Raw genomic sequence first — 24,597 nt, 5'->3', positions numbered from 1 at the left:
GCATGCCGTATCTGCCGCCTTTCCTCGCTCCGACGCTCTACACCGACCCTGCCGCCGCGCTGGCGCAGGTGCAGCGCATCTATGCGCAGCAGATCGAGCACCTGCGCGAGGCCATGGCGCGCTACGTGGCCGGCGAGACGCTGCCGGGCCATGTGCGGGCCTGCTACCCCTTCGTGCGCGTGCACACCGAGACGCTGTCGCGTGCCAAGGTCGAGGACGAGCTCGACCGCCTGGCCTACGGCTTCGTGGCCGGCGCCGGCCGCTTCGAGACCACGCTGACACGGCCCGACCTGTACGGCAACTACTACCTGGAGCAGTTCCGGCTGCTGCTGCAGAACCACCAGGTGCCGCTGGAGGTGGGCATCAGCAACCAGCCCATCCCGGTGCACTTCTCGTTCGCCGAGAACGACCATGTGGAAGGCAGCATGAGCGCCGAGCGCCGCGGCCTCATGCGCGACGTGTTCGACCTGCCCGACCTGGCGGCCATGGACGACGGCATCGCCAACGGCACCTACCAGCCGCGCGCGGGCGAGCCGCAGCCGCTGTCGCTGTTCACGGCGCCGCGCGTGGACTACTCGCTGCACCGGCTGCGGCACTACACCGGCACCGCGCCCGAGTGGTTCCAGAACTTCGTCCTGTTCACCAACTACCAGTTCTACATCGACGAGTTCGTGCGCATGGGCCACGAGGCCATGGCCGACGAGAACAGCGAGTACATCGCCTTCATCGAGCCCGGCAACGTGGTCACGCGCCGCAAGGACCTGCCGCCGCAGGACATCGACGCCTTCGGCGCGCCGCCGCCGCGGCTGCCGCAGATGCCGGCCTACCACCTGATCCGGCCCGACCACACCGGCATCACCATGGTCAACATCGGGGTGGGCCCGGCCAACGCCAAGAACATCACCGACCACATCGCCGTGCTGCGCCCGCATGCATGGATCATGCTGGGCCACTGCGCCGGCCTGCGCAACACGCAGCAGCTGGGCGACTACGTGCTGGCCCACGGCTACGTGCGCGAGGACCATGTGCTGGACGAGGAGCTGCCGCTGTGGGTGCCGATCCCCGCGCTGGCCGAGATCCAGCTGGCGCTGGAGAAGGCAGTGCGCGACGTGACCAAACTCGAAGGCCCGGAGCTCAAGGGCGTGCTGCGCACAGGCACCGTGGCCAGCACCGACAACCGCAACTGGGAGCTGCTGCCCGACAACAAGGCCCAGCTGCGCTTCAGCCAGAGCCGCGCCGTGGCGCTGGACATGGAGAGCGCCACCATCGCGGCCAACGGATTTCGCTTCCGCGTGCCCTACGGCACCTTGCTGTGCGTGTCCGACAAGCCGCTGCACGGCGAGATCAAGCTGCCCGGCATGGCCAACCACTTCTACCGCGAGCGCGTGGACCAGCACCTGCGCATCGGCATCCGCGCGGCCGAGCTGCTGCGCGCCCAGGGCATCGACCAATTGCACAGCCGCAAGCTGCGCAGCTTTGCGGAAGTGGCGTTCCAGTAAGCCGCTGTGGAGCTCGACGCGCTGTCCCTGATGACGGTGGCGATGGTCAACCTCGTCACCATCTCGCTGACGCTGCCGCTCATCATGGGCAGGAGCCTGACGCCCGCGGCCCGCTCGGCCCAGCGTGCGCTGCTGCTGCTCACGTTCGGCTGGTCGGCGCTGGTGGCGTCCGAGTACCTGGTGTCCTCCTACGTGCTGTCGGTGCTGTCCATGGCCGGCCTGTCCGCCGGCCTGGTCCTGCTGCACCGTGCGCTGACCGGCTGGCTGGGGCCGCGCCCCGGCGCCCTGGCCATCCAGGTGCTGGCCATCGCCATGCCGTTGGGCTATGCCTTCTCGTTCGCCCACTATCCGGTGCGCGTGGGCTGGTCCAATTTCCTGCTGGCGGCCATGCTGGTGCTGCTGGGGCGCGCCACGCTGGTGGCACACCGCAACGCCGGCCGCCATTGGCGGCTGCTCCTGCTGGGCTGCTTTGCCATCATGGCGGTGCTGACCGGCGCGCGCGGCGTGCTGGGCGCGTTCTTCACGTCGGCCTACCCGACCTTCCTGGCGCCCAACCCGGTCAACATCGCCGCCGCCGTGGCCGTCAACATGGCCGTGGTGCTGGGCACGGTGGCCCTGCTGGTGGCCTGGCGCGACGAGGCGGACGACCGGCTGCGCACCATGGCCAACACCGACAGCCTGACCGGCCTGCCGAACCGCCGCGGCTTCATGGAGCGCGCCGACGCGCTGTTCGCCAACGCGCAGCGCTACCACCAGCCGCTGGCCGTGCTGATGCTGGACCTGGACCATTTCAAGCAGATCAACGACAGCTATGGCCACGACCGCGGCGACGAGGCGCTGCGCCTGTTCGCCCGGCTGCTGCGCGAGACGCGGCGCACCGGCGACCTGGCCGGCCGGCTGGGCGGCGAGGAATTCTGCGTGGTGCTGCCGTCCAGCCAGCGCCACACGGCCAGCGGTTTCGACCAGCGCCTGCGCGCGCGGCTGCAGCAGCGCAGCGAGGAGGAGCTGGGTTTCGCGCTCTCCTACAGCGCCGGCGTCGCCGCCATGACCGATGGCGATGCCACGCTGGCCGGCCTGCTGGCGCGCGCCGATGCCGCGCTGTACGAGGCCAAGCACGGCGGCCGCGGCCAGATGCTCATGGGCGACAGCGGGGCTGGCCACACGGTGGTCTGAACCGCCAGGCCGCGCGCCTGCGGCCGGCAAGGCACTGGTAGCATCCGCCGATGTTCGAGCAGCTCTCCCCTTTCCTGATCCACTGGGCCATCACGGCCCTGTCGCTGTGGGTCGCCAGCCACATCTTCCGCGGCGTGACGTTCGACAGCACCGGCGCGCTGGTGGTGTCGGCACTGCTGCTGGGCTTTGCCAACGCCATCGTCAAGCCGCTCTTGATCGTGCTGACGCTGCCGCTCACGCTGCTGACCTTCGGCCTGTTCCTGCTGGTCATCAACGCGCTGGTGATCCTGCTCGTCGCCGCGCTGGTCAAGGGGTTCCGGATCTCGGGCTTCTGGACCGCCGTGTTCGCGAGCCTGTTCGTCTCGGTGCTGAGCCTGGTGATCGGCTCCTTCGTCGGCGGCAGCGATCCGGCCCAGCAGATCCAGATGCCGCACAACGGCAACTGGCTGTAGGCCAGCCGACGTTCAGCGCGCAGCCGCCACCGGCACGCTGCGCAACACCTCGGCCAGGCCGTCCTTCCACCACCGGGCCTGCCCGGTCGTGCCATGGCCGCTGGTCTGTGCGCTGGCCGGGATCAACAGGATGCGGCCGTTCTTCACGCGGCGCATGCCCTGTTCCAACAGGCCCAGCTCCGGCGGGTTGCGCTCGTCGTCGGCCGCGTTGATGGCCAGCACCGTGGCCTCGATGCGCTCCAGCTGGCCCGAGGCGTCGTAGTCGCGCGAGGCATTCCACTGGTACAGGTGGTCGTTGGCGTCGCCGATGGGGGGCGCGGCCAGTTGCCGGTCCACCAGCGCATCGGCCTGCGCGCGCGTGGGCGCATCGTGCTGCAGCTTCTGCGTGCCGCCGCTCGTCGCCATGCCGAAGTAGGCCAGCGCAAACCCCAGGCCCGGCGGTTGCTGGGTGTAGTTGCCGTTCGCCCAGGCCGGGTCGCGCTGGATCGATTCGACCAGCAGCCGCCGCATCATCCAGTTGCGCCCCGACATGGCCGCCGGCACCGACGCCATGGGCACCGCGATGTCCATGTAGCCCGGGTACTTCTGCGCCCACATCCACACCTGCATGCCGCCCATGGAGTTGCCCAGCACCATGCGCACGTGGGCCAGGCCCAGGTGCTCGCGCACCAGGCGGTACTGGGCCTGCACCATGTCGTCGTAGTTGTACTTGGGGAAGGCCATGCGCAGGCCGTCGGACGGCTTGCTGGACGCGCCGGCCCCGATGGCGTCGGGCAGGATGATGTAGTACCTGCGCGCGTCCAGCGGCTGGCCCGGGCCGAACAGCTCGCCGGCGAAGGCCGGCGTCAGCATGCGGTCGCCCGAGCCTGCCGTGCCGTGCAGCACCACCACCGGTTCACCCTTGGGGTCGCCCACCGTGGTGTAGCCGATGCGCAGCTGCGGCAGCACCTCGCCGGTGTGGAAGCGGAAGTCGCTCACCACCCACTCCTTCTTCTGCGGCGCGGGGAAATCCGCGGCCGAGGCCGCACCTGCAAGGCCCGTCAGGCCGATCGGCAACGCGAACGCCGCCGCGAGAAGAGGAATGCGCATGGGGTGTCTCCTGGTTGTTGGTTCAGGCCGCCAGGGACTTCATCTCCGCGTACAGATCGGACTTGCCCTCGAAGCCGATGCCCGGCAGCTCCGGCATCGTAATGTGGCCCGCCTCCACGCGCACGCCGTCCGGAAAGCCACCGTAGGGCTGGAACAGGTCGGGGTAGGACTCGTTGCCGCCCAGGCCCAGGCCCGCCGCGATGTTCAGCGACATCTGGTGCCCGCCGTGCGGGATGCAGCGGCGCCAGGACCAGCCGTAGCGCTTGAGCATCTCCAGCGTGCGCAGGTACTCCACGAGGCCGTAGCTCAGCGCGCAGTCGAACTGCAGCCAGTCGCGGTCCGAGCGCATGCCGCCATAGCGGACCAGGTTGCGCGCGTCCTGCATCGAGAACAGGTTCTCGCCGGTGGCCATGGGGCCGTCGTAGTGCTCGGCCAGGCGCGCCTGCAGCTCGTAGTCCAGCGGGTCGCCGGCCTCCTCGTACCAGAACAGCGGGTACTGGCGCAGCGCCTTGGCATAGGCGATGGCGGTCTCCAGGTCGAAGCGGCCGTTGGCGTCCACGGCCAGCTGGCAGCCGGGCGGCAACATCTTGAGCACAGCCTCGATGCGCGCGCAGTCGTCGGCCAGTGGCGCACCGCCGATCTTCATCTTGACCACCGTGTAGCCACGGTCCAGGTAGCCCTGCATCTCGGCCTTCAGGCCCTCCAGGCCCTTGCCCGGGTAGTAGTAGCCGCCGGCGGCGTAGACGAACACGCGCGGGTCGGCCTGCGTGCCGTTGCGCTCGGCCAGCAGGCGGAACAGCGGCTTGCCTTCGATCTTGGCGACGGCGTCCCAGACCGCCATGTCGATGGTGCCCATCGCCACCGAGCGCTCGCCATGGCCGCCCGGCTTCTCGTTCTTGAACATCGTGGCCCAGACCTTGTGCGCATCGATGTTGTCGCGCGCGTCGTCGCGCAGGCTGTCGGGCGCGGCCTCCAGGATGCGCGGCGCGAAACGCTCGCGGATCAGCCCGCCCTGGCCGTAGCGGCCATTGGAGTTGAAGCCGTAGCCGACCACCGGCTTGCCGTCGCGGATGACGTCGGTGACGACGGCCACGAGGCTCAGCGTCATCTTGGAAAAGTCGATGAAGGCGTTGGCGATCGGCGAGGCGATCGGGGCGGTGCGTTCGAGGATGTTGACGATGCGCATGGTGGGTTTCCTGTTGAGGTGGCGCGATCGTAGGCAGCCTCGAGCAATCTCTGAAGTGGTATTGTTTCTCCATAGAAATTCCGAATGGAGATGGCATGCATCCCTTCGACCCCACCTCGTTGCGCCTGTTCGTCGCCGTCTGCGAGGAACGCAACATCGCGCTGGCCGCGCAGCGCGAGGCCATCGTGCCCTCGGCCGTCAGCAAGCGCATCGCGCAGATGGAAGCCCAGGCCGGCACCCCGCTGCTGGCGCGCGGCCGGCGCGGCGTGGCCGTGACACCGGCGGGCGAGACGCTGTGGCGCTATGCGCGCGAGGCGCTGCAACTGCTCGACCGCATGCAGGCCGACCTCCTGGCCTATGCCGAAGGCGTGCAAGGCCAGGTGCGCGTGTTCGCCAGCATGTCGGCGCTGGCGCAGTTCCTGCCGGCGGACGTGGGCCGCTTCGCACGCGACTACGCGCAGGTGCGCGTGAGCATGGAGGAACGCGAGATCTGGGAGGTGGTGCGCGGCGTGGAGGAAGGCCGGGCCGACATCGGCGTGTGCTGGGACGCGGTGGACCTGGGCCGGCTGCAGCGCTTCGCCTACCGCGAGGACCGGCTCGCCGTGGTGCTGCCCGCGGGCCACGCGCTGGCTGGCCGCAAGAGCCTGCGCTTTGCCGACACGCTGGACCACGAGCATGTGGACATCCTGGGCCGCAGCATCATGAAGACCACCCAGCAGCGCCACGCGACCCTGGCCGGCAAGCCATTGCGCACGCGGCTGCAGGTGGCCACGGTGGACGCGGCCTGCCGCATCGTCGCGGCGCAGCTGGCGCTGGCCATCGTGCCGCGGGAAGAGGCGCGCCTGTTCGAGCAGCCGCTGGGCCTGGCCGTGGTGCCGCTGGCCGACGACTGGGCCCGGCGCCGCTTCGTGCTGGCAGTGCGCGACGCGAAGACGCTCGCACCGGCGGCGCGGCTGCTGCTGGACAGCCTGCGTGCCGGCGCCCAGGCGGATGCGCAGGTCAGGCCGGGCGGGGCGATTCCTGCGCCAACACCGAACCCGGCAGGCCCACCGCATCCATCGGCGCCAGCGGCTCGCGCTCGTCGCGCAGCTCGGCGCGCGTGAGGGGCAGGTACTGCGGGTAGTCGCGCGCGATCAGCGCGATCAGTCCCTCGCGCACCGCGCAGCGCAGGTCGAAGGCCTTGCCGGAATCGGCGGCGGTCACCAGCCAGCGCAGCTGCATGCTGCGCTCGCTGGCATCGACCACCTGCAACAGGCACAGGCGCTTGTCCCAATGCGGCGACGCCTCGCAGATGCGCTGCGCCTCTGCGCGCAGCGGCTCCAGCGGCATGCGGTAGTCCATCCACAGGAACACCGTGCCGATGATCTCGGCGCTGCGCCGCGTCCAGTTCTGGAACGGGTTCTCGATGAACCACTGCAGCGGGATGATGAGCCGGCGCTGGTCCCAGATCGCCAGCACCACGTAGGTGCCCGTGATCTCCTCCACACGGCCCCACTCGCCCTGCACGATCAGCACGTCGTCCAGCCGGATCGGCTGCGCCAGCGCGATCTGCAGCCCGGCGATCAGGTTGCCGAACACCGGCTTGGCCGCGATGCCGGCCACCAGGCCGATCACGCCGGCCGAGGCCAGCAGGCTGGCGCCGAACTGGCGCGCGCCCGGGATCGTCAGCAGCATCAACGCCAGCCCGGCCACGCCCACCATGACCATGACCGTGCGCGACAGCACCTTGGCCTGGGTGTGGATGCGGCGCGCGTTGAGGTTGTCGACCACGTTCAGCGGATGCTGGTCGATCACGCCCTGGGCCACGCCCGCCACCGCACGCAGCCCCATCCAGGTCAGGCAGGCCAGCAGCGCCAGGCTGTTGAGGTGGCGCACGCGGTCGATCCACGACAGGTCGTCGGGCGCGCCCTGCCACACGATCTGCAGCGCGACGAACAGCAGCCACCAGCGGGCGGGCACCCGGACGAAGCGCACCACCGAGGCCGCCACCGGCATGCCGCGCGTGACACGCGTGAGCACCAGCGCGCCGGCGCGGTGCACGAACAGGGACACGACCGCCGCCAACACCACCGCCACCGCCAGGCGCAGCAGCACGTGGTCGGCCCAGGCAGACCATCCGTTCAAAGCTTCCATGCGGGCATGCTAGCCCCGCAGCCAAAAGGCCCCGACCGGGGCGAGAAATTCAGGCGGGATCAGGCGGCGGTGCGGGGCCGCACCAGCGCGGCGGCGCGCTTGGCGTTCACACGGGCCTGCTCCACGTCGGCGTCGCGCGCCAGCAGCACGCCCATGCGGCGCTTCACGAAGCTCTCGGGCTTGCCGAACAGGCGGATCTCGGTGCCCGGCACGCGCAGCGCTTCGTCCACGCCGTCGAAGACGATGCCCTGGGCGTCCACGCCGCCGTAGACCACGGCGCTGGCGCCCGGTGTCTTGAGCGCGGTGTCCACCGGCAGGCCCAGGATGGCGCGCGCGTGCAGCTCGAACTCGTTCTGCCACTGCGTGACCATGGTCACCATGCCGGTGTCGTGCGGGCGCGGGCTCACCTCGCTGAACCACACCTGCTCGCCCTTGACGAACAGCTCCACGCCGAACAGGCCCAGGCCTGCGGGCTGGCCGTCCAGGCCACGGCCCAGGTCGTCGGTGACGGCCTTGGCGATGGCCTGCGCCTTCTCCAGCGCGGCCGGGTGCATGGGGTGCGGCTGCCAGCTCTCCACGTAGTCGCCGCTGACCTGCACATGGCCGATGGCGTCGCAGAAGTGCGTCTGCACGCTGCCGTCGGCGGCCCGGGCGCGCACGGTCAGCAGGGTGATCTCGTAGTCGAAGTCGATGAAGCCCTCGACGATGACGCGGCCGTGGCTCACGCGGCCGCCAGCCATGGCGACCTCCCAGGCCTTGCGCACATCGGCCGGGCCGTCGATCTTGCTCTGGCCCTTGCCCGAACTGCTCATGACCGGCTTGACGACGCAGGGGTAGCCCACCCCCGGCTTCCCGTTCTCGCCGTCGATGGCGGCCTGCAGTTCCTCGAAGGAATCGCAGAACTTGTAGGGGCTGGTCGCCAGGCCCAGCGTCTCGGCCGCCAGGCGGCGGATGCCTTCGCGGTCCATGGTCAACCGCGCGGCGCGGGCCGTGGGCACCACGCGCACGGTGCCCGCCGCTTCGAGTTCCGCCAGCGCGGGCGTGGCGATGGCCTCGATCTCGGGCACGACCCAGTCGGGCTTCTCTTGCTCGATCAGCGCCTTGAGCTGCGCCGGATCGCTCATGGCGATGGTGTGGGCGCGGTGCGCGACCTGCTGGCCGGGCGCGTTGTCGTAGCGGTCCACCGCGATGGTCTCCACGCCCAGGCGCTGCAGCGCGATCAGCACCTCCTTGCCGAGTTCGCCGGAGCCCAGCAGCATGACGCGCGTGGCGTGGGGAGACAGGGGGGTGCCGAAGGTGGTCATGGTGGTGGCTGCAGGGTCGAGACGGAGCCCGCGATTATCAATCCAGCTTGGCGCCGGAGGCCTTCACCGCAGCCGCCCAGCGCGGCATCTCGGCGGCCAGGAACTTCGCGAAATCCGCGCTGCCCAGGAAGGCCGGATCGGCGCCCTGCGCCACCATGCGGTTGCGGACCTCGGGGTTGTTCAGCACCTGACCGAAGGCGTCGCTGAGCCGGGCGGTGATGTCGGCCGGCAGCCCGGCCGGCGCCAGGAAGCCGTAGAAGCCCACCACCTCGAAGCCCTTGAAGCCGGACTCGATGACGGTCGGCACATCCGGCAGCGCCGGGTTGCGCTCGCGGCTGGTCACGGCCAGCGCGCGCACCTTGCCCTGCTTGGCGTACGCCGCGGCCTGCGGGATGGACTCGGCCATGAACTGCACCTGGCCGGCCATGAGGTCGGTGAAGGCCGGCGCGCTGCCGCGGTAGGGGATGTGGACCATGAACAGCCCGGCCGCGTTCTTGAACATCTCGGGCACCAGGTGGCTGATGCCGCCGTTGCCGGCCGAGCCGTAGTTCACCTGGCCGGGCTTGGCCTTGGCGTAGTCGGCGAAGTCCTTGAGTGTCTTGACGGGCAGCTGGGGCGTGACCAGCAGCGCCAACGGCTGCATGGCCGTGCGCGCGATCGGCGTGAAGTCCTTCAGCGTGGCATAGGGCAGGCGGCTGTACAGCGCGGGGTTGATCACCATCACGCCGGTGTTGGCCAGCATCAGCGTGTAGCCGTCGGCCGGCGCCTTCATGACGTCCTGCGCGCCCACGGTGCCGCCGGCGCCGGACTTGTAGTCGACCACGATGGGCTGCCCCAGCACGGCCTGCAGTTTGTCGGCCAACAGGCGCGCGTGCTGGTCGAGCGGGCCGCCGGCCGGGAAACCGACGACGAGGCGGATGGGCTTTTCGGGGAAGGCGGCATGGGCCATCGGGGCCAGCGCCAGCAGCGCGCAGGCGGCCCATCGCCGCAGGTTCTTGTGCATGTTGTCTCCTTATATCTTTCAGATCATTCAAATGCTGAACTGGTTGACTCACCGCCGCGCAGCCTGTGTCTCCTGCGAGCCCGAGCTCGAACACAAGCCAAGGGCGCACGGTGGTGGTCTCTTTGTTCTGCCGCATCCCGAATGGTTGACCGAACACATTTCGTATTCATAAGGCTGGGAGCCACAGGACTTGTATGAGTGAACCCGTTTACGTAGGTATCGACGTGGCCAAGAGCACCTTCGAGGTGGCCGCCACTGGTGAGGCACAAACCTTGAGCCTTGGCAACGATGAAGCCGGTCATGCCGAGCTGTGCCAGCTGCTGGTGCCRCTGGCGCCGCGTCTGGTGCTGCTGGAGGCCACKGGCGGCTACGAGCAAGACCTGGCGCTTGCCTTGTCCGCGGCAGGCTTGCGCGTGTCGGTGATCAATCCMCGYCAGGCGCGCGACTTCGCGCGCTGCATGGGCAAGYTKGCCAAGACCGATCGCATCGATGCGCAGGCRCTGCGCGGCTTCGCCGCCTTGCTGGACGCCCAGGGGCATGAGCCGCGCGCGCTGGCCGAYGAGCAGCAGCGCGAGCTGACGGCCCTGGTGGTGCGTCGCCGTCAGCTCGTGGCGATGCTGGTGGCCGAGCGCCARCGYCTGAGCCTTGCCCACCCGAAGGCCAAGCCCAGCATCCTGCGCATCATGGACGCCATTGCCGAGCAACTGAACGACGTGGACGGGCAGCTCAAGGAGCATGTCCTGGCCCACCACGCCGATCTGGCNCCAAGCCCAGCATCCTGCGCATCATGGACGCCATTGCCGAGCAACTGAACGACGTGGACGGGCAGCTCAAGGAGCATGTCCTGGCCCACCACGCCGATCTGGCCGCTTTGCTGACCTCGGTCAAAGGCGTAGGCCCCACCACCGCCAGCACGCTGCTGGCGCAGTTGCCCGAGTTGGGCAAGCTCAATCGCAAGCAGATCACCTCTCTGGCGGGGTTGGCGCCCATCAACCGGGACTCGGGCACCTTGCGCGGGCAACGCCACATCTTCGGCGGGCGCGCCGACGTGCGCCGTGTGCTGTACGTGGCCGCCCTGGTCGGCACGCGATTCAATCCCGTGCTCAAGGCCTTCTATGCCAAGCTGATTGCGGCAGGCAAGGCCAAGAAGGTCGCATTGGTCGCCTGCATGCACAAGCTGCTGATCATCTTGAACGCCATCGCCCGCACCAAGTCGCCTTGGCGCAACGACCTCGCTGAAGCGGTTTGACTTAGTCATTCAAGATGGTTGCTTGTCGAGGTGCGGGGGCAGCCATCATAGGACCGCCATCCGGCGGCTCACACGCGTGGCGTTGCCAGCCAGCGCTCCACCAGGCGCACGAAGAAGGTCGCGCCCATGGGCAGCAGTGCGTCGTTGAAGTCGTAGCTCGGGTTGTGCACCAGGCAGGGCCCGTCGCCATGGCCCGGCAGGCGGTGCTCGCCATCGCCGTTGCCGATGAAGGCGTAGCAGCCCGGCACCTGCTCCAGCATGAACGAGAAGTCCTCGGCCGCCATGATGGGCACCTGGGTGACGACCTGGGCCGCACCGAACACGCCCTCGGCCACGCCGCGGGCGAACGCGCTCTCGGCCGCATGGTTCACGGTGGACGGGTAGTTGCGCTTGAATTCGAACGCCACCTGGGCGCCGAACACCGCGCCGGTGTGCTCGGCCACCTCGCGCATGCGGCGCTCGATGAGGTCCAGCGTCTCGGCCGTGTAGGCGCGCACCGAGCCCTGCATCACGCACTGGTCGGGGATCACATTGGCCACCTCGCCGGCGTGGACCATCGTCACGGAGATCACGGCCGTCTCCAGCGGCTTCTTGTTGCGGCTGATGATGGTCTGGAAGGCCTGCATCATCGCGCCGGCCACGGGGATCGGGTCGATCGCCAGGTGCGGCATGGCCGCGTGGCCGCCCTTGCCGCGGATGGTGACCTTGAACTCGTTGTTCGAGGCCAGCACCGGGCCCGGCGAGATGGCGAACTGGCCGACCGGGATGCCCGGCATGTTGTGCAGGCCGAACACGGCCTCGCACGGAAACTTCTTGAACAGGCCTTCGCGCAGCATCTCGCGCGCGCCGCCGCCATGCTCCTCGGCCGGCTGGAAGATCAGGTGCACGGTGCCGTCGAAGCCGCCCGCGTCGCGCAGCCGCGCGAGCTGCTGCGCCGCGCCCAGCAGCATGGTGGTGTGGCCGTCGTGGCCGCAGGCGTGCATCTTGCCGGCGTGGCGGCTGGCATGGGCAAAGCGGTTGTGCTCGGCCATGGGCAACGCGTCCATGTCGGCGCGCAGGCCGATGGTGCGCGGCGAGCTGCCGCAGCGCACGGTGCCGACCACGCCGGTCCTGGCGAGGCCGCGGTGCACAGGGATGTTCCAGCCGGCCAGCAGCGCGGCCACGAGGTCGGCCGTGCGCGTCTCTTCGAAGGCAAGCTCGGGGTGGGCGTGGATGTCGCGGCGCACGGCCTGCAGGGCGCCGTGCTCGGCGACGATGGTGTCGATCAATTGCATGGGTGGAAGGCCTCGGGAGGGCCTGGGAGATGGGTGGCCGCGCACCAGGGCGCCGGGCGTCGCGCGCAGTCTGCCACAGCCCCAGGCCGCTATGCTCCGCCCCCTATGCACGCCAAGGTGCTCCGTTACTTCGCCGCCGTCGTGCGCGCCGGCTCCATCCGCAAGGCGGCCGAGCAGCTGCACGTGGTGCCCACGGCCGTCAACCGGCAGATCCTGCTGCTGGAGGATGAGCTGGGCGCCCCGCTGTTCGAGCGCGTGCGCGGCACGCTCAAGCTCACACCCGTGGGCGAGATCGTGCTGGAGCACGCGCGCGCCACGCTGCACGCCTTCGACGAGGTGCGCGAACGCATCGCGGCCGTGCAGGGCCTGCAGCAGGGCGAGGTCACGCTGGCCACCACGGCCGGCCTGGCCAGCGCCTTCCTGCCCGCCCTGGTGCAGCGCGTGCGTGCCGAGCATCCGGGCCTGCGGCTGCAGCTGCTCGATGCCCCGGTCAGCGAGGTGCTGCGCAGCGTGCAGGCCGGCGACGCCGACCTGGGCCTGGCCTACGACGTGCCCGACAGCGCGGGCCTGCGCGTGCTGTCCGAGAGCGACTGGCCGATCGGCGCCGTGCTGCCGCCCGGCCATGCGCTGGCGCGCCAGCCCAGCGTGGCGCTGGCGGACTGCCTGGGCCATCCGCTGATCCTGCCCGCGCCGGCGCTGTCGCTGCGTGCGCTGCTGGACGGCGCCTTCGCGCTCGGCGCGGTGCGCGTGGCACCCGTGGTGGAAAGCACCTCCACCGCCTTGGTGCGCGCGCTGGTGCAGCGCGGCGTGGGCATCGCGCTGCTGAACCGGCTGGATGTGGAGGAAGACTGCCGCAGCGGCGCGCTGGCCTTCGTGCCGCTGCGCGACGCCCAGCCGCGCCCACAGACGCTGCGCTTGGTCTGCCGCGCCGGCGCCGACGCCAACCCGACCACGGCCTTGCTGGCCCGGCACCTGGTCGAAGGGCTGGCGCAGCTGCAGGCCTGAGCAGCCGTGCAGTTTTTCTGCACGCAGCGCGCAGAATTCTGCGCTCGCCTGGCACGCCCGCGCTTCCTAGACTGCGGCACCCCACTCCACTGTGTCCGAACGAGGTGCCCCATGTCCGCCGATGCCGTCGACCAGAAGATTCCCCTGCCCCGCTGCGCCACACTCGGCGTGCAGCATGTGCTCGTGATGTACGCCGGCACGGTGGCCGTGCCGCTCATCGTCGGCGGCGCGCTGGGCCTGTCCAAGGCCGACATCGCCTTCCTGATCAACGCCGACCTGCTGGCCGCCGGCATCGCCACGCTGGTCCAGGCGCTGGGCTGGTGGCGCTTCGGCATCCGCATGCCGGTGATGATGGGCGTGACCTTCGCGGCGGTGGGCCCGATGATCGCGATCGGCACCGACCCCGCGCTCGGCCTGCCGGCCATCTACGGCGCCACCATCGTCGCCGGCCTGTTCGGCATCCTCGTCGCGCCGCTCATGGGGCGGCTGCTGGGCGTGTTCCCGCCGCTGGTCACGGGCACCGTCATCACGCTGATCGGCATTTCGTTGATGGGCGTGGCCATCCATTGGGCCGCGGGCGGCCAGCCGCATCGCACCGAGATGGTGAACGGCGTGGTGCATTCCATCGCCAACCCGGAGTACGGCGACCCGGCCAAGCTGGCCATCGCTGCGCTGGTGCTGCTCGTCGTCATCGCGATCAGCCGCTTCGGCCGCGGGCTGGTGGCCAACCTGGCGGTGCTGCTGGGCGTGGCCGTGGGGGCGGCCGTGGCGCTGGCCACGGGGCGCATGGGCTTCGAGGGCCTGGAGCAGGCGCCCTGGCTGGCGCTGACCACGCCCTTCCACTTCGGCCTGCCGCGGCTGGAGATGTCGGCCATCGTCGCGATGTGCATCGTGATGGTGATCACGCTGGTGGAGTCCACCGGCATGTTCCTGGCGCTGGGCGCCATCACCGGCCGGCGCGTGACGCCGGACCTGCTCACGCGCGGCCTGCGCGCCGACGGCCTGGGCACGGTGATCGGCGGCGTGTTCAACACCTTCCCGTACACCAGCTTCAGCCAGAACGTGGGCCTGGTCACCGTGACCGGCGTGCGCTCGCGCCATGTGGCAGCGGCCGGCGGCGTGGTGCTGATCGCACTGGCGCTGCTGCCCAAGGTGGCGCACCTGGTGGCCAGCGTGCCGCCCTTCGTGCTGGGCGGCGCGGGCATCGTGATGTTCGGCATGGTGGCGGCCACCGGCGTGCGCATCCTGGGCAGCGTGGACTACGGCGCCAACCGCCATGCGCTGTATGTGATCGCGATCTCCATCGGCATGGGCCTGATCCCCACGCTGTCGCCCACCTTCTTCCAGCACCTGCCGGCATGGACCCACGCCGTCACGCACAGCGGGATCGTGCTCGGCACGGTGGTTGCTGTGCTGCTGAACCTGTTCTACCACGGTGCACTGACGCTGGAGCGCTCGCTGGCGCAGGCGGCGGCCACCGCCCACTCCGCGGAATGACCATGCCCACTGACACACCCTTCCTGATCCTGCGCCATGCCGATGTGCTGGTGACCATGGACGACCAGCGCCGCGAGATCCGGGACGGCGCCGTCGTGGTGCAAGGCCCGGCGATCGCCTGGGTGGGTGCCAGCGACGCGCTGCCCGCGGCCTATGACGAGGCGCTCGCGGACGGCCGGGCGCAGGCGATCGACCTGCACGGCCATGTGCTGATGCCGGGCCTCGTCAACACCCACCACCACATGTACCAGAGCCTGACGCGCGCGGTGCCCGAGGCGCAGGACGCCGAACTGTTCGGCTGGCTCGGCAGCCTGTACCCACTGTGGGCCAGGCTGACGCCGGAGATGGTGCGCGTGTCCACCCGCACCGCGATGGCCGAGCTGCTGCTGTCGGGCTGCACCACCACCAGCGACCACCTGTACCTGTACCCCAACGGCTGCCGGCTCGACGACGCGATCGAGGCGGCCGCAGACATGGGCATGCGCTTCCACGCCGCGCGCGGCAGCATGAGCGTGGGGCAGAGCAGCGGCGGCCTGCCGCCGGACGCGGTGGTCGAGCGCGAGGACGCGATCCTGGCCGACAGCCAGCGCCTGATCGAGCGCTGGAACGACCCGGCGCGCCACGCCATGCTGCGCATCGTGCTGGCGCCCTGCTCGCCGTTCTCGGTCTCGCGCGACCTCATGCGCGCCTCGGCCGAACTGGCGCGCGCCACCGGCGTCTCGCTGCACACGCACCTGGCCGAGAACGACAACGACATCGCCTACTCGCGCGAGAAGTTCGGCATGACGCCCGCCGAGTACGCCGAAGACCTGGGCTGGGTCGGCCGCGACGTCTGGCATGCGCACTGCGTGAAGCTGGACGAGGCCGGCATCCGGCTGTTCGGCCGCACCGGCACCGGCGTGGCGCACTGCCCGTGCAGCAACATGCGGCTGGGCTCGGGCATCGCGCCCGTGGGCGCGATGCGGCGCGCCGGCGTGCCGGTGGGCCTGGGCGTGGACGGCAGCGCCAGCAACGATGGCGCCCACCTGCTCGGCGAGGCGCGCCAGGCGCTGCTGCTGGCGCGCGTGGGCTTCGGGCCGGCGGCCATGACCGCGCGCGAGGCGCTGGAGATCGCCACGCGCGGCGGCGCCCAGGTGCTGGGCCGCGATGACATCGGCGCGCTGGCGCCCGGCATGTCGGCCGACCTCGTGGCCTTCGACCTGCGCGGCGTGGGCCATGCCGGCGCCGGCCACGATCCGGTGGCGGCGCTGGTGTTCTGCCAGCCGGCCAACGCCGCGCTGTCGGTCATCGACGGCCGCGTGCGCGTGCGCGAGGGCCGCCTGGTGGACACCGAGCTGGCCCCGCTGCTCGAGCGGCACCGCCAGCTGGCACGCCAGCTGGTCGAAGCCGCGCGGCATCCGCACACCGCATAGCGCGCGCGGCTATGCTGCGGGGCTTCGCAGCAGGAGACCCCCATGAGCATCCGTGTCGGCATCGGCGGCTGGACCTTCGAGCCCTGGCGCAACAACTTCTTCCCGGCCGGCCTGCCGCACAGCCAGGAGCTGCACTTCGCGAGCCGCGCCGTCACGGCCATCGAGGTCAACGGCACCTACTACAGCACGCAATCGCCCAAGAGCTTCGCGCGCTGGCGCGACGAGACGCCCGATGGCTTCGTGTTCTCGCTCAAGGCCAACCGCTTCGCCACCAACCGGCGCGTGCTGGCCGATGCGGGCGATTCCATCCGCAAGTTCGTCGAGAGCGGGCTGTCGGAACTCGGGCCCAAGCTCGGCCCCATCGTCTGGCAGTTCGCGCCGACCAAGCCATTCGATGCGCCGGACTTCGAGGCCTTCCTGGCCCTGCTGCCCAAGTCGGTCGACGGGCTCGCGCTGCGCCACGTGCTGGACGTGCGGCACGCCAGCTTCATGGTGCCCGCCTACCTGGCCCTGGCCCGGCGCCACGGCTGCGCGACGGTGTTCGCAGACTCCGACAAGCACCCCAGCTTCGCCGACGTGACGGGCGACTTCGTCTACGCGCGGCTCATGCAGAGCCAGGCCGACTGCGCGACCGGCTACGACGCCGGGCGGCTGGACCGCTGGGCCGATGCCGCGCGCGACTGGGCCCGCGGCGCCACGCCGCCCGGTGCGCCGCTGGTGGAGCCGGCGCCGCAGGGCGGCGCGCCGCGCGAGGTCTTCGTGTTCTTCATCAACGGCGCCAAGGAGCGCGCGCCCGCGGCGGCCCAGGCGCTGATCGCCCGGCTCTGAGCGCGCCCGCATGCCGCCTGCACGCAAGCGTTCCGCCACCATCCGCGACGTGGCCCGGGCCGCCGAGGTCTCGACCGCCACCGTCTCCAAGTTCGTCAACGGCAGCCAGCGCTTCTCGGCCGACGTGGAGGCGCGCGTCACCCGGGCCGTGCAGGAGCTGGGCTGGTCGCTCAACCCGATGGCGCGCGGCATCACCACGGGCCAGAGCGGCAACATCGGCATCGTCATCCTGGACATCCGCAACCCGCACTTCACGAGCATGGTGAAAGGCGCGGCGCGCGGCGCGGCGGCCGCCGGGCTGAACCTGATCGTGGCCGACGCCGCCGAAAGCAAGGCGCCCGAGCTCGCGGTGCTGCGCGCGCTGGCCCGCCGTGTCGACGGCCTGATCGTCAGCGCACGGCTGCCCCAGCCCGTGCTGCAGGCGCTGTTCGACACCGGCACGCCGGTGGTGTTCTACGGCGGCCCGCCGCCCGACCCGGCCTACCACAGCGTGTGCTGCGACAACTACCTGGCCGGCCGCATGCTGGGCCGGCACCTGCGCGACCGCGGCCTGCGCAAGATCAGCTACATCGGCTTTCCGACGGCGCGCTGGAGCGCCGAACGCTGGCGCGGCGTGCAGGACGCCTTCGAGGGCGAGCAAGCCCGGTTCCAGCACTACGAGGCCACGGCGCCGGTCGCCGAGGAGGGCGAGCGGCTGGCCTCGGTGGTGCTGCTGTCGGGCGACATGCCGGACGCGATCGTCACCTTCAACGACCTGCTGGCGCTGGGCCTGCTCGCCGAGGCGCGGGCGCTGGGCGTGCACGTGCCCGAGCAGGTGGCGGTGGCCGGCTTCGACAACATCACCTACGGCCGCCTGGGCAGCCCTTCGCTGACCAGCGTGGACATGATGAGCGAGGCCGTCGGCGAGATGGCGATGCAGCGCCTGGCCGAAGTCATCGCCGGCGCCCAGACCCGCCACGAGGATGTGCTGACCTGCCGGCTCATGGTGCGCGAGTCCACCACACGTCAGACCCCCGGGTAATCCCCGGGTTCGGTCCGCTTGACCCTGCAAATGTTATCGATCACCATCGCCGCTGAAGTTAACCGGTTAACTATCTCGCGCGCTGGACCGGTATCGAGAGCCATGCCACCAAAAATTCTCCACAGCGCGCGATGCTGATCTCATAAGTTAACCGGTTGACTACCAACCCTCGAAGCGCACGATGACCCGCCTGTTGCCCCCGCCCGACCGCCAGCGCGCCACCACGGTGCTGGACGTGGCCCGCCTGGCGGGCGTGTCGGCCATGACCGTCTCGCGCACGCTCAACCAGCCGCAGCGGGTGCCGCCCGCCACGCGCCAGCGCGTGCAGGCGGCCGTGCAGGCCACGCAGTACGTGCCCAACCTGCTGGCCTGTGGGCTGCGGTCGCGCCGCAGCCGGCTGGTGGCGGCCATCGTCCCCGCGCTGGGCAGCCCGGTCTTCAGCGACACGGTGCAGGCGCTCACCGCCACGCTGGCCGAGGCCGGCTACCACCTGATGCTGGGCCAGAGCGGCTACGGGCCGGCCGGCGAGGACGCGCTGCTGCAGGCCGTGATCCGCCGCCGGCCCGACGGCATCGTGCTGGTGGGCGTGGACCACTCGCGCCAGGCCCGCGACACGCTAGCCGGCTGCGGCGTGCCGGTGGTCGAGACCTGGGACCTGACCCCCGCGCCCATCGACATGCTGGTCGGCTTCTCGCATGCAGACGTGGGCGCGGCGGTCTGCCGTTTCCTGGCCGGCCAGGGGCGCCGCCGGCTGGCGGTGGTCAGCGGCGCCGACGCGCGCGCCGCCCGCCGCACGCAGGCGTTCCAGGCCACCGCGCACGCACTGGGCCTGCCCACGCCGGCCGTGGTCGAGGCCGAGGCGCCGACCACGCTGGGCCACGGCCGGCAGGCACTGCGCGCGCTGCTGGCGCTGCCCGCGGGCGTGGACGGCATCTTCTGCAGCTCCGACATGCTGGCGCTCGGCGTGCTGACCGAGGCCGCGCACCAGGGCATCGCCGTGCCCGGCCGCATCGGCGTGGTCGGCTTCGGCGACCAGCCCTTCGCCGCCGATGCGGAGCCGGCCCTGACCACCGTGCGCGTGGACGGCGCGCGCATCGGGCACGAGGCGGCGCTGCGCGTGATCGGGCGCATCGCCGGTGCGCCCGCGGCGGAACTGCCCGCGCTCGACGTGGGCTTCTCGATCTTCACGCGGCGCTCGGCCTGAGGCCGGCCGCGCCGCCATCGCACTTTTTCAACAACGGAGACCCTGATGAAACATGCCATCCAACGCCTGCGCGCCATCCCGCTGGCCACCAAACTGGCCGTGTGCGGCACGGCCGGGCTGATCGTGCTGGCCGGCTGCGGCGGCGGCGACGACGACGAGCCGGTGCAGCCGGTCATCGGCGCGCGCGCCAAGGCGGTGATCACCGCGGACGGCAAGCAGTTCAAGGATTCCAATGCCAACGGCAGGCTGGACCCGTACGAGGACTGGCGGCTGCCCGTGGAGCGGCGCATCGACGACCTCGTGGCGCAGATGACGCTGGAGGAGAAAGCCGGCCTCATGCTCATCAACACCTTGAACGCGGGCACCGGCGGCGCCCTGCCGGCCGCGGCCGCCAACATGGTGCAGACGCAGAAGATGAGCCGCTTCGTCTTCCGCAGCGTGGTGCAGATCCCGGCGAGCGGATCGCAGGTCACGCCCGAGCAGGCGGCGATGTCGCTCAACGCGGTGCAGGAGATGAGCGAGGCCACGCGCCTGGGCATTCCCGCGGTGTTCAAGTCCAACGCGCGCAACCACTACGAGAAGGATCCGCGCGTCGGCATCAACGAAGCCTCGGGCGCGTTCACGGAATTTCCCAAGGAAGCCGGCATCGCCGCCGCATCGCTCGGCGCAGGCGACATGTCGATCGTCCGGGACTTCGCCACCGTCATGGGCGACGAGTGGAAGTCCATCGGCCTGCGCGGCATGTACGGCTACATGGCCGACCTGTCGACCGAGCCGCGCTGGTACCGCGTGCACGAGACCTTCACCGAGGACGCGGACCTGAACGCCAACATCATGCGCACGCTGGTGCAGACGCTGCAGGGCAGCAAGGTCAAGGACGGCACCTCGGTCACCCCCAGCTCGGCCGTGGCGCTCACGCTCAAGCACTTCCCGGGCGGCGGCCCGCAGGAGATGGGCCTGGACCCGCACTACGCCCACGGCAAGAACCAGGTCTATCCGGCCGGCAACTTCGGCTACCACCTCAAGCCCTTCATGGCGGCGATCGAGGCCGGCGTCTCCGCCGTGATGCCCTACTACGGCGTGCCGATCAACGTGACCTACGAGGGCGTGACCTACGAGCAGACCGGCATGGCGTTCTCCAAGCAGATCGTCACCGACCTGCTGCGCGGCAAGCTCGGCTTCAAGGGCTACGTGAACTCCGACACCGGCATCATCAACGACCGCGCCTGGGGCCTGGAGAAGGCCTCCGTGCCCCAGCGCGTGGCCGCCGCGATCAACGGCGGCACCGAGACGCTGTCGGGCTTCAGCGAAAACAAGACCATCACCGACCTCGTGGCCGCCGGCCTCGTGAGCGAGGCCCGCGTGACGGAGGCCGCCCGCCGCCTGCTCAAGGAGCAGTTCCAGCTCGGCCTGTTCGAGAACCCGTACGTGGACCCCACGCTGGCCAACGCCATCATCGGCAAGGACGCGAACCGCGCCACCGGCATGGACATCCAGCGCAAGTCGGTCGTTCTGCTGCAGAACCAGGCGCAGGCCGACGGCAGCAAGACGCTGCCCCTGAAGGCCGGCGCCAAGGTCTACACCATGGGCCTGGCCAAGACCGACACCGACAAGTACGGCTATGCCGTGACCGATGGCGAAGCGCTGGTGGGCGGCGTGCGCCCGAGCGCCGCCGGCCACGACTACGCCGTGATCCGCGTGGAGGTGAGCAACAACAAGCTGGTGCCCGGCACCAACACGCGCGCCACCAGCACCTACAGGAGCGACGACGCGGCCACGGGCGGCCGCATCAATCCCGCCACCGGCCGCGCCTGGGGCTTCGACGACCGCTGCGTGAACAAGGCCGCGTACTCGGTCGAGGACGCCGCCAAGTCCTGCCTGGACAACGGCCTGACCTTCGGCGGCTCGTTCCCGTGGGAGAACGGCAAGATGTCGTTCACCGAAATGGCCGCCGCCGCGTCCTGGCAGATCTCGCCTTCGCTGGACCAGATCCAGGCGGTCATGAACGAGGTGGGTGCCAGGAAGACGGTGCTGGCCATCTACTTCCGCCAGCCCTACGTGCTGGACGACGCCAGCGGGCTGAAGGGCGCGGGTGCCATCGTGGCCGGCTTCGGCATCAGCAACACCGCGCTGCTGGACGTGCTGGGCGGCAAGGTGCTGGCCACGGGTGCCGCCGTCAAGCCGCAGGGCAAGCTGCCCTTCGCGTTGGCGAACAACGTGCAGGCCATCGTCGACAACCAGCCCGATGCGCCGGGCTATCCGCAGAAGGACACGCTGTTCCCCTACGGTTTCGGCCTGACCTACTGAAGCACCGGGACGCCTCCCCTGGCGCGCCGGCCACGGCGCGCCAGGGGCCGCACGCGCGGGCGCAGCACCGCGCGGCGCCACCACGCCACACCTTCTGCACCCTCCGAGAACACGAGAGGAGACTCCCATGAACCACCATGCGTTGAACCCCATTGCCAAGGCCATCCTGGTCGCATCCCTGACCGCCGCACTCGCGGTCGGGTGCGGCGGCGGAGACGATCCGTCCGCGCCGGCCGTCACCGTCGACCAGGTCCGCACCGTGACCGAACTGGCCAGGAACTGGCGTTTCGTGCTCGACGACAGCCTGTCCGACGAGCAGGCCCTGGGCGCCAACACGTCCAACTGGTCGTCCGTCAACCTGCCGCACACGTGGAACGCGGGCGATGCGGCCACGACGGCCCAGTCCACCCCCTCCACGCCGGAATACCAGCGCGGCGTGGGCTGGTACCAGCTGGAATTCGACGGCGGCACGCAGTCCGGCGGCACCAGGTGGCTGCAGTTCGACGCGGCCAGCATCACCGCGGACGTCTGGCTCAACGGTGTCAAGCTGGGCCAGCACCGCGGCGCATTCACGGCCTTCCGCTTCGATGTCACCGACCAGCTGAAAGCCGGGCGCAACGTGCTCGTCGTCAAGACCGACAACCGGCGCGCCGCGCGCGACGGCGAGGCCAATGCCATCGCTCCGCTGAGCGGGGACTTCAACATGTCCGGCGGCCTGTACCGCGGCGTCTCGCTGGTCTCGACGCCGAACAAGGCCCACATCGCGCTGGGCGACCTGGGCGGGCCTGGGATCTACGCCAGGACTGCCTCCGTCTCCGGCACCAGCGCGGTGGTGAACGTGGCCACCAAGCTGGAGAACGCCCTCGCGGCGGCGGGCAACTACACGGTGACGGCGTCGCTGCTCGACGCCGAAGGCAAGACGGTCAAGCAATCGGTCTCCAGCACCGTCTCGCTGCGGCCCGGCGAGAAGGCCACGGTCAGCCAGGATCTCAACGTCGCCGGTGTGCGCCTGTGGCAGGGCCTGGCGGATCCCTACCTGCACAAGCTGGTCGTCGAACTGAAGGACGGCGCGGGCACCGCCATCGACAAGGTGGTGCGCGACTTCGGCGTGCGCGAGATGCGCTTCGACCCGAACACCGGCTTCTTCCTGAACGGCCGCAGCGTGCCGCTGCACGGCGTGAACATGCACCAGGACATGCTGGGCAAGGCCTGGGCCGTGTCGCACGAGGACATCGACCGCTCGTTCGAGCTCATCAAGGAGGTGGGCGCCAACACGCTGCGCATGGCCCACTACCCGCACTCCGACTACGCGGTGGCGCAAGCCGACAAGCTCGGCCTGGTGGTCATGGCCGAGCTGCCGCTGGTCAACTCCACGGCGCTCGGCGGGCGCACGGTCGACCCCGAGTCCACCGGCTTCGCGGAGAACGCCCGCGAGCAGCTGCGCGAACTCATCCGGCAGAAGTTCAACAACGCGTCCGTCGGCATCTGGTCGGTGGGCAACGAGGTGCAGGGCGGCGATGACACGCAGAACAACGTCCGGCCCATGTTCAAGAGCCTGCACGACGTGGCCAAGGCCGAGGACCCCTCGCGCATCACCACGCTGGCCAACCAGATCAACCGCAGCGGCGACGTGATCCGCCCGGACGCCATCACGCTGACCGGGGTGACGGACAGCTTCAGCGTCAACCGCTACTTCCAGTGGTACTACGGCCAGTCGGAGACGCAGCTGGGCGAGAACCTCGACCAGATCCACGCCAGCAGCCCCACGCAGCCGATCGGCGTGACCGAGTACGGCGCCGGCAGCGGCCTGACGCACCACACCGACAACGTGCGCGCCGGCCGCGTGTGCTCCAGCGACACCAGCGGCTCCACGCGCATCTGCTACCAGCCCGAGGGTTATGCCAACTACGTGCACGAGAAGGCGTACGAGCAGATGGTGCAGCGCCCCTACCTGATGGGCACCTGGATCTGGAACATGTTCGACTTCGGCTCCGGCAACCGGCACGAGGGCGACATCGGCCAGACCAACACCAAGGGCATCGTGACCTTCGGCCGCGACGTGAAGAAGGACGTCTTCTTCTTCTACAAGGCCAACTGGTCGCAGGCGCCGGTCACCTACATCGCCGAGCGCCGCCACACGGACCGCGTCTACAAGACGGCGCAGGTCAAGGTGTACAGCAACGCGGCCTCGGTCGCGCTGCGCGTCAACGGCGTCGAAGTGGCCCGCAAGGCCGCCGCGGAATGCCCGGTCAAGGTCTGCAACTTCGGCGAGGTCGCGCTCGCGGCGGGCGCCAACACCATCACGGCGGTCGGCACGCACGGCAGCGAGACGGTGACGGACTTCGTCAACTGGAACCTGCCGGCAAAGAACGCGACCAACGTCTACATCGCGGCCGGACAGCTGGCCAGCGGCTTGGTGTCCAACGATCCGCTGCTGGGCAACAACGTCTACGGCTCGGACAACTACTTCCTGAACGGCGACCTGCCACCGCTGTCCGGCCGCAGCAACGTGGGCCTGTCGGCCGCCATCGCGATCAACGGCCTGGGCACCACGACGATCCCCGAGAAGGGCCGCGTCTGGGACATGTGGCGCGAGGGGACCGACTTCACCTACGAGATTCCGGTGGCCAACGGCACCTACAAGGTGACCCTCGGCTTCCTGGAGCCCACCGCCACCGCCGCGGGTGCGCGCGTGTTCAACGTCAACGCCGAAGGTGCCACGGCCATCGCCAACATGGACATCTTCCAGGGCACGGGCGCCATCCGGACCGCGACGGCGCGCAGCTTCACGGCCACGGTGGCCGACGGCAAGCTGACACTGAACTTCGTGGGCGTGCGGGGCCGGGCCATCGTCTCCAACATCGCGGTGGAACGGCAGTAGGCATGCGGGCGCGCGGCGGTTCCCACCGGCGCGCGCAGACCCCGACGGGCGGCCGCTGGCCGCTCGCCGACAATGCCCGC

At 70.2% G+C, this 24,597-nt stretch carries 19 protein-coding genes and 1 pseudogene; 14 read left to right on the top strand and 6 right to left on the bottom strand.

The window, feature by feature from the left end; all coding sequences use genetic code 11:
* Positions 1–2: 2 nt before the first annotated feature.
* Genes ASF44_RS07810 through ASF44_RS07800 form a run of 3 tightly spaced genes read left to right on the top strand, consistent with a single transcriptional unit; the run spans position 3 to position 3,124 of the window.
* Positions 3–1,499: an AMP nucleosidase gene (locus ASF44_RS07810; protein ID WP_056898640.1), complete on the top strand. Its 1,497-nt coding sequence runs from the start codon at positions 3–5 to the stop codon at positions 1,497–1,499.
* A 6-nt stretch (positions 1,500–1,505) separates the two neighbouring features.
* Entirely contained in the window at positions 1,506–2,672 is a 1,167-nt protein-coding gene (locus ASF44_RS07805) for a diguanylate cyclase (protein WP_056898639.1), read from the top strand.
* A gap of 50 nt (positions 2,673–2,722) precedes the next feature.
* Positions 2,723–3,124, top strand: coding sequence for a phage holin family protein (locus tag ASF44_RS07800; protein ID WP_056898638.1), 402 nt, complete (start codon positions 2,723–2,725; stop codon positions 3,122–3,124).
* A gap of 12 nt (positions 3,125–3,136) precedes the next feature.
* On the opposite strand, the gene ASF44_RS07795 is transcribed toward ASF44_RS07800, so the two are convergent.
* Both ASF44_RS07795 and ASF44_RS07790 read right to left on the bottom strand, forming a co-directional pair.
* Positions 3,137–4,213, bottom strand: coding sequence for an alpha/beta fold hydrolase (locus ASF44_RS07795; RefSeq protein ID WP_056898637.1), 1,077 nt, complete (start codon positions 4,211–4,213; stop codon positions 3,137–3,139).
* Between the two features lie 22 nt (positions 4,214–4,235).
* Entirely contained in the window at positions 4,236–5,399 is a 1,164-nt protein-coding gene (locus tag ASF44_RS07790; protein WP_056898636.1) for a mandelate racemase/muconate lactonizing enzyme family protein, read from the bottom strand.
* A gap of 95 nt (positions 5,400–5,494) precedes the next feature.
* Between ASF44_RS07790 and ASF44_RS07785 the strand changes: the two genes are divergently transcribed.
* Positions 5,495–6,502 carry a LysR family transcriptional regulator gene (locus ASF44_RS07785; RefSeq protein ID WP_082524591.1) on the top strand — a complete coding sequence of 336 codons (1,008 nt, stop codon included), beginning with the start codon at positions 5,495–5,497 and terminating at the stop codon, positions 6,500–6,502.
* On the opposite strand, the gene ASF44_RS07780 is transcribed toward ASF44_RS07785, so the two are convergent.
* The 3 genes from ASF44_RS07780 to ASF44_RS07770 are packed head-to-tail and all read right to left on the bottom strand — an operon-like array spanning position 6,399 to position 9,839.
* Positions 6,399–7,532, bottom strand: a complete 1,134-nt coding sequence (locus tag ASF44_RS07780) for a mechanosensitive ion channel family protein (protein ID WP_056898635.1) — start codon at positions 7,530–7,532, stop codon at positions 6,399–6,401. The genes ASF44_RS07785 and ASF44_RS07780 overlap by 104 nt on opposite strands.
* A 59-nt stretch (positions 7,533–7,591) precedes the next feature.
* Positions 7,592–8,836: a formate-dependent phosphoribosylglycinamide formyltransferase gene (gene purT / locus ASF44_RS07775; protein ID WP_056898634.1), complete on the bottom strand. Its 1,245-nt coding sequence runs from the start codon at positions 8,834–8,836 to the stop codon at positions 7,592–7,594.
* Positions 8,837–8,873: 37 nt separating this feature from the next.
* Positions 8,874–9,839, bottom strand: a complete 966-nt coding sequence (locus ASF44_RS07770) for a tripartite tricarboxylate transporter substrate binding protein (protein ID WP_056898633.1) — start codon at positions 9,837–9,839, stop codon at positions 8,874–8,876.
* A 194-nt stretch (positions 9,840–10,033) separates the two neighbouring features.
* Between ASF44_RS07770 and ASF44_RS07765 the strand changes: the two are divergent.
* Together ASF44_RS07765 and ASF44_RS07760 are read left to right on the top strand one after the other, a co-directional pair.
* Positions 10,034–10,602 (top strand): annotated as a pseudogene (locus ASF44_RS07765) (transposase); the annotation flags it as partial.
* A 1-nt stretch (position 10,603) separates the two neighbouring features.
* Positions 10,604–11,088 (top strand): transposase (locus tag ASF44_RS07760; RefSeq protein WP_156374396.1); only part of this gene is annotated, 485 nt, incomplete at its 5' end.
* Between the two features lie 68 nt (positions 11,089–11,156).
* Here ASF44_RS07760 and ASF44_RS07755 read toward each other — a convergent pair.
* Positions 11,157–12,362 carry a M20 aminoacylase family protein gene (locus ASF44_RS07755; RefSeq protein ID WP_056898632.1) on the bottom strand — a complete coding sequence of 402 codons (1,206 nt, stop codon included), beginning with the start codon at positions 12,360–12,362 and terminating at the stop codon, positions 11,157–11,159.
* Positions 12,363–12,467: 105 nt separating this feature from the next.
* Here ASF44_RS07755 and ASF44_RS07750 point away from each other — a divergent pair, with 105 nt between their 5' ends.
* The 8 genes from ASF44_RS07750 to ASF44_RS07715 all read left to right on the top strand — a co-directional run bounded on the left by ASF44_RS07750 (position 12,468) and on the right by ASF44_RS07715 (position 24,517).
* Positions 12,468–13,367, top strand: coding sequence for a LysR family transcriptional regulator (locus ASF44_RS07750; RefSeq protein WP_056898631.1), 900 nt, complete (start codon positions 12,468–12,470; stop codon positions 13,365–13,367).
* A 111-nt stretch (positions 13,368–13,478) separates the two neighbouring features.
* Positions 13,479–14,864, top strand: a complete 1,386-nt coding sequence (locus tag ASF44_RS07745) for a nucleobase:cation symporter-2 family protein (protein ID WP_056898630.1) — start codon at positions 13,479–13,481, stop codon at positions 14,862–14,864.
* 2 nt (positions 14,865–14,866) lie between these two features.
* Positions 14,867–16,276, top strand: coding sequence for an 8-oxoguanine deaminase (locus ASF44_RS07740; protein WP_056898629.1), 1,410 nt, complete (start codon positions 14,867–14,869; stop codon positions 16,274–16,276).
* A gap of 42 nt (positions 16,277–16,318) precedes the next feature.
* A complete protein-coding gene (locus tag ASF44_RS07735) occupies positions 16,319–17,104 on the top strand; it encodes a DUF72 domain-containing protein (protein ID WP_056898628.1) in 786 nt (261 codons plus the stop codon).
* Between the two features lie 10 nt (positions 17,105–17,114).
* Positions 17,115–18,125, top strand: coding sequence for a LacI family DNA-binding transcriptional regulator (locus tag ASF44_RS07730; protein WP_056898627.1), 1,011 nt, complete (start codon positions 17,115–17,117; stop codon positions 18,123–18,125).
* Between the two features lie 181 nt (positions 18,126–18,306).
* A complete protein-coding gene (locus ASF44_RS07725; RefSeq protein ID WP_056898626.1) occupies positions 18,307–19,329 on the top strand; it encodes a LacI family DNA-binding transcriptional regulator in 1,023 nt (340 codons plus the stop codon).
* A gap of 45 nt (positions 19,330–19,374) precedes the next feature.
* Positions 19,375–21,636 (top strand): glycoside hydrolase family 3 N-terminal domain-containing protein, encoded by a 2,262-nt coding sequence (locus tag ASF44_RS07720; protein ID WP_082524590.1) that lies wholly within the window; start codon positions 19,375–19,377, stop codon positions 21,634–21,636.
* 127 nt (positions 21,637–21,763) lie between these two features.
* The gene (locus ASF44_RS07715; RefSeq protein WP_056898625.1) at positions 21,764–24,517 is read left to right on the top strand and encodes a glycoside hydrolase family 2; all 2,754 of its coding nucleotides are present in this window, start codon (positions 21,764–21,766) and stop codon (positions 24,515–24,517) included.
* The last annotated feature ends 80 nt before the right edge of the window (positions 24,518–24,597 follow it).

This window comes from Pseudorhodoferax sp. Leaf274 (assembly GCF_001422445.1).
In the GTDB taxonomy this organism is placed as follows: domain Bacteria; phylum Pseudomonadota; class Gammaproteobacteria; order Burkholderiales; family Burkholderiaceae_C; genus Pseudorhodoferax.
Note: the sequence above shows the minus strand (reverse complement) of the source record. Positions and strands in the feature narration are given on the sequence as shown.

Excerpts from the sequence above, each read along its gene's own strand:
- ASF44_RS07810 (WP_056898640.1), top strand. The coding sequence starts at position 3 with ATGCCGTATCTGCCGCCTTTCCTCGCTCCGACGCTCTACACCGACCCT.
- ASF44_RS07800 (WP_056898638.1), top strand. The coding sequence starts at position 2,723 with ATGTTCGAGCAGCTCTCCCCTTTCCTGATCCACTGGGCCATCACGGCC.
- ASF44_RS07795 (WP_056898637.1), bottom strand. The coding sequence starts at position 4,213 with ATGCGCATTCCTCTTCTCGCGGCGGCGTTCGCGTTGCCGATCGGCCTG.
- ASF44_RS07790 (WP_056898636.1), bottom strand. The coding sequence starts at position 5,399 with ATGCGCATCGTCAACATCCTCGAACGCACCGCCCCGATCGCCTCGCCG.
- ASF44_RS07785 (WP_082524591.1), top strand. The coding sequence starts at position 5,495 with ATGCATCCCTTCGACCCCACCTCGTTGCGCCTGTTCGTCGCCGTCTGC.
- ASF44_RS07780 (WP_056898635.1), bottom strand. The coding sequence starts at position 7,532 with ATGGAAGCTTTGAACGGATGGTCTGCCTGGGCCGACCACGTGCTGCTG.
- purT (WP_056898634.1), bottom strand. The coding sequence starts at position 8,836 with ATGACCACCTTCGGCACCCCCCTGTCTCCCCACGCCACGCGCGTCATG.
- ASF44_RS07770 (WP_056898633.1), bottom strand. The coding sequence starts at position 9,839 with ATGCACAAGAACCTGCGGCGATGGGCCGCCTGCGCGCTGCTGGCGCTG.
- ASF44_RS07755 (WP_056898632.1), bottom strand. The coding sequence starts at position 12,362 with ATGCAATTGATCGACACCATCGTCGCCGAGCACGGCGCCCTGCAGGCC.
- ASF44_RS07750 (WP_056898631.1), top strand. The coding sequence starts at position 12,468 with ATGCACGCCAAGGTGCTCCGTTACTTCGCCGCCGTCGTGCGCGCCGGC.
- ASF44_RS07745 (WP_056898630.1), top strand. The coding sequence starts at position 13,479 with ATGTCCGCCGATGCCGTCGACCAGAAGATTCCCCTGCCCCGCTGCGCC.
- ASF44_RS07740 (WP_056898629.1), top strand. The coding sequence starts at position 14,867 with ATGCCCACTGACACACCCTTCCTGATCCTGCGCCATGCCGATGTGCTG.
- ASF44_RS07735 (WP_056898628.1), top strand. The coding sequence starts at position 16,319 with ATGAGCATCCGTGTCGGCATCGGCGGCTGGACCTTCGAGCCCTGGCGC.
- ASF44_RS07730 (WP_056898627.1), top strand. The coding sequence starts at position 17,115 with ATGCCGCCTGCACGCAAGCGTTCCGCCACCATCCGCGACGTGGCCCGG.
- ASF44_RS07725 (WP_056898626.1), top strand. The coding sequence starts at position 18,307 with ATGACCCGCCTGTTGCCCCCGCCCGACCGCCAGCGCGCCACCACGGTG.
- ASF44_RS07720 (WP_082524590.1), top strand. The coding sequence starts at position 19,375 with ATGAAACATGCCATCCAACGCCTGCGCGCCATCCCGCTGGCCACCAAA.
- ASF44_RS07715 (WP_056898625.1), top strand. The coding sequence starts at position 21,764 with ATGAACCACCATGCGTTGAACCCCATTGCCAAGGCCATCCTGGTCGCA.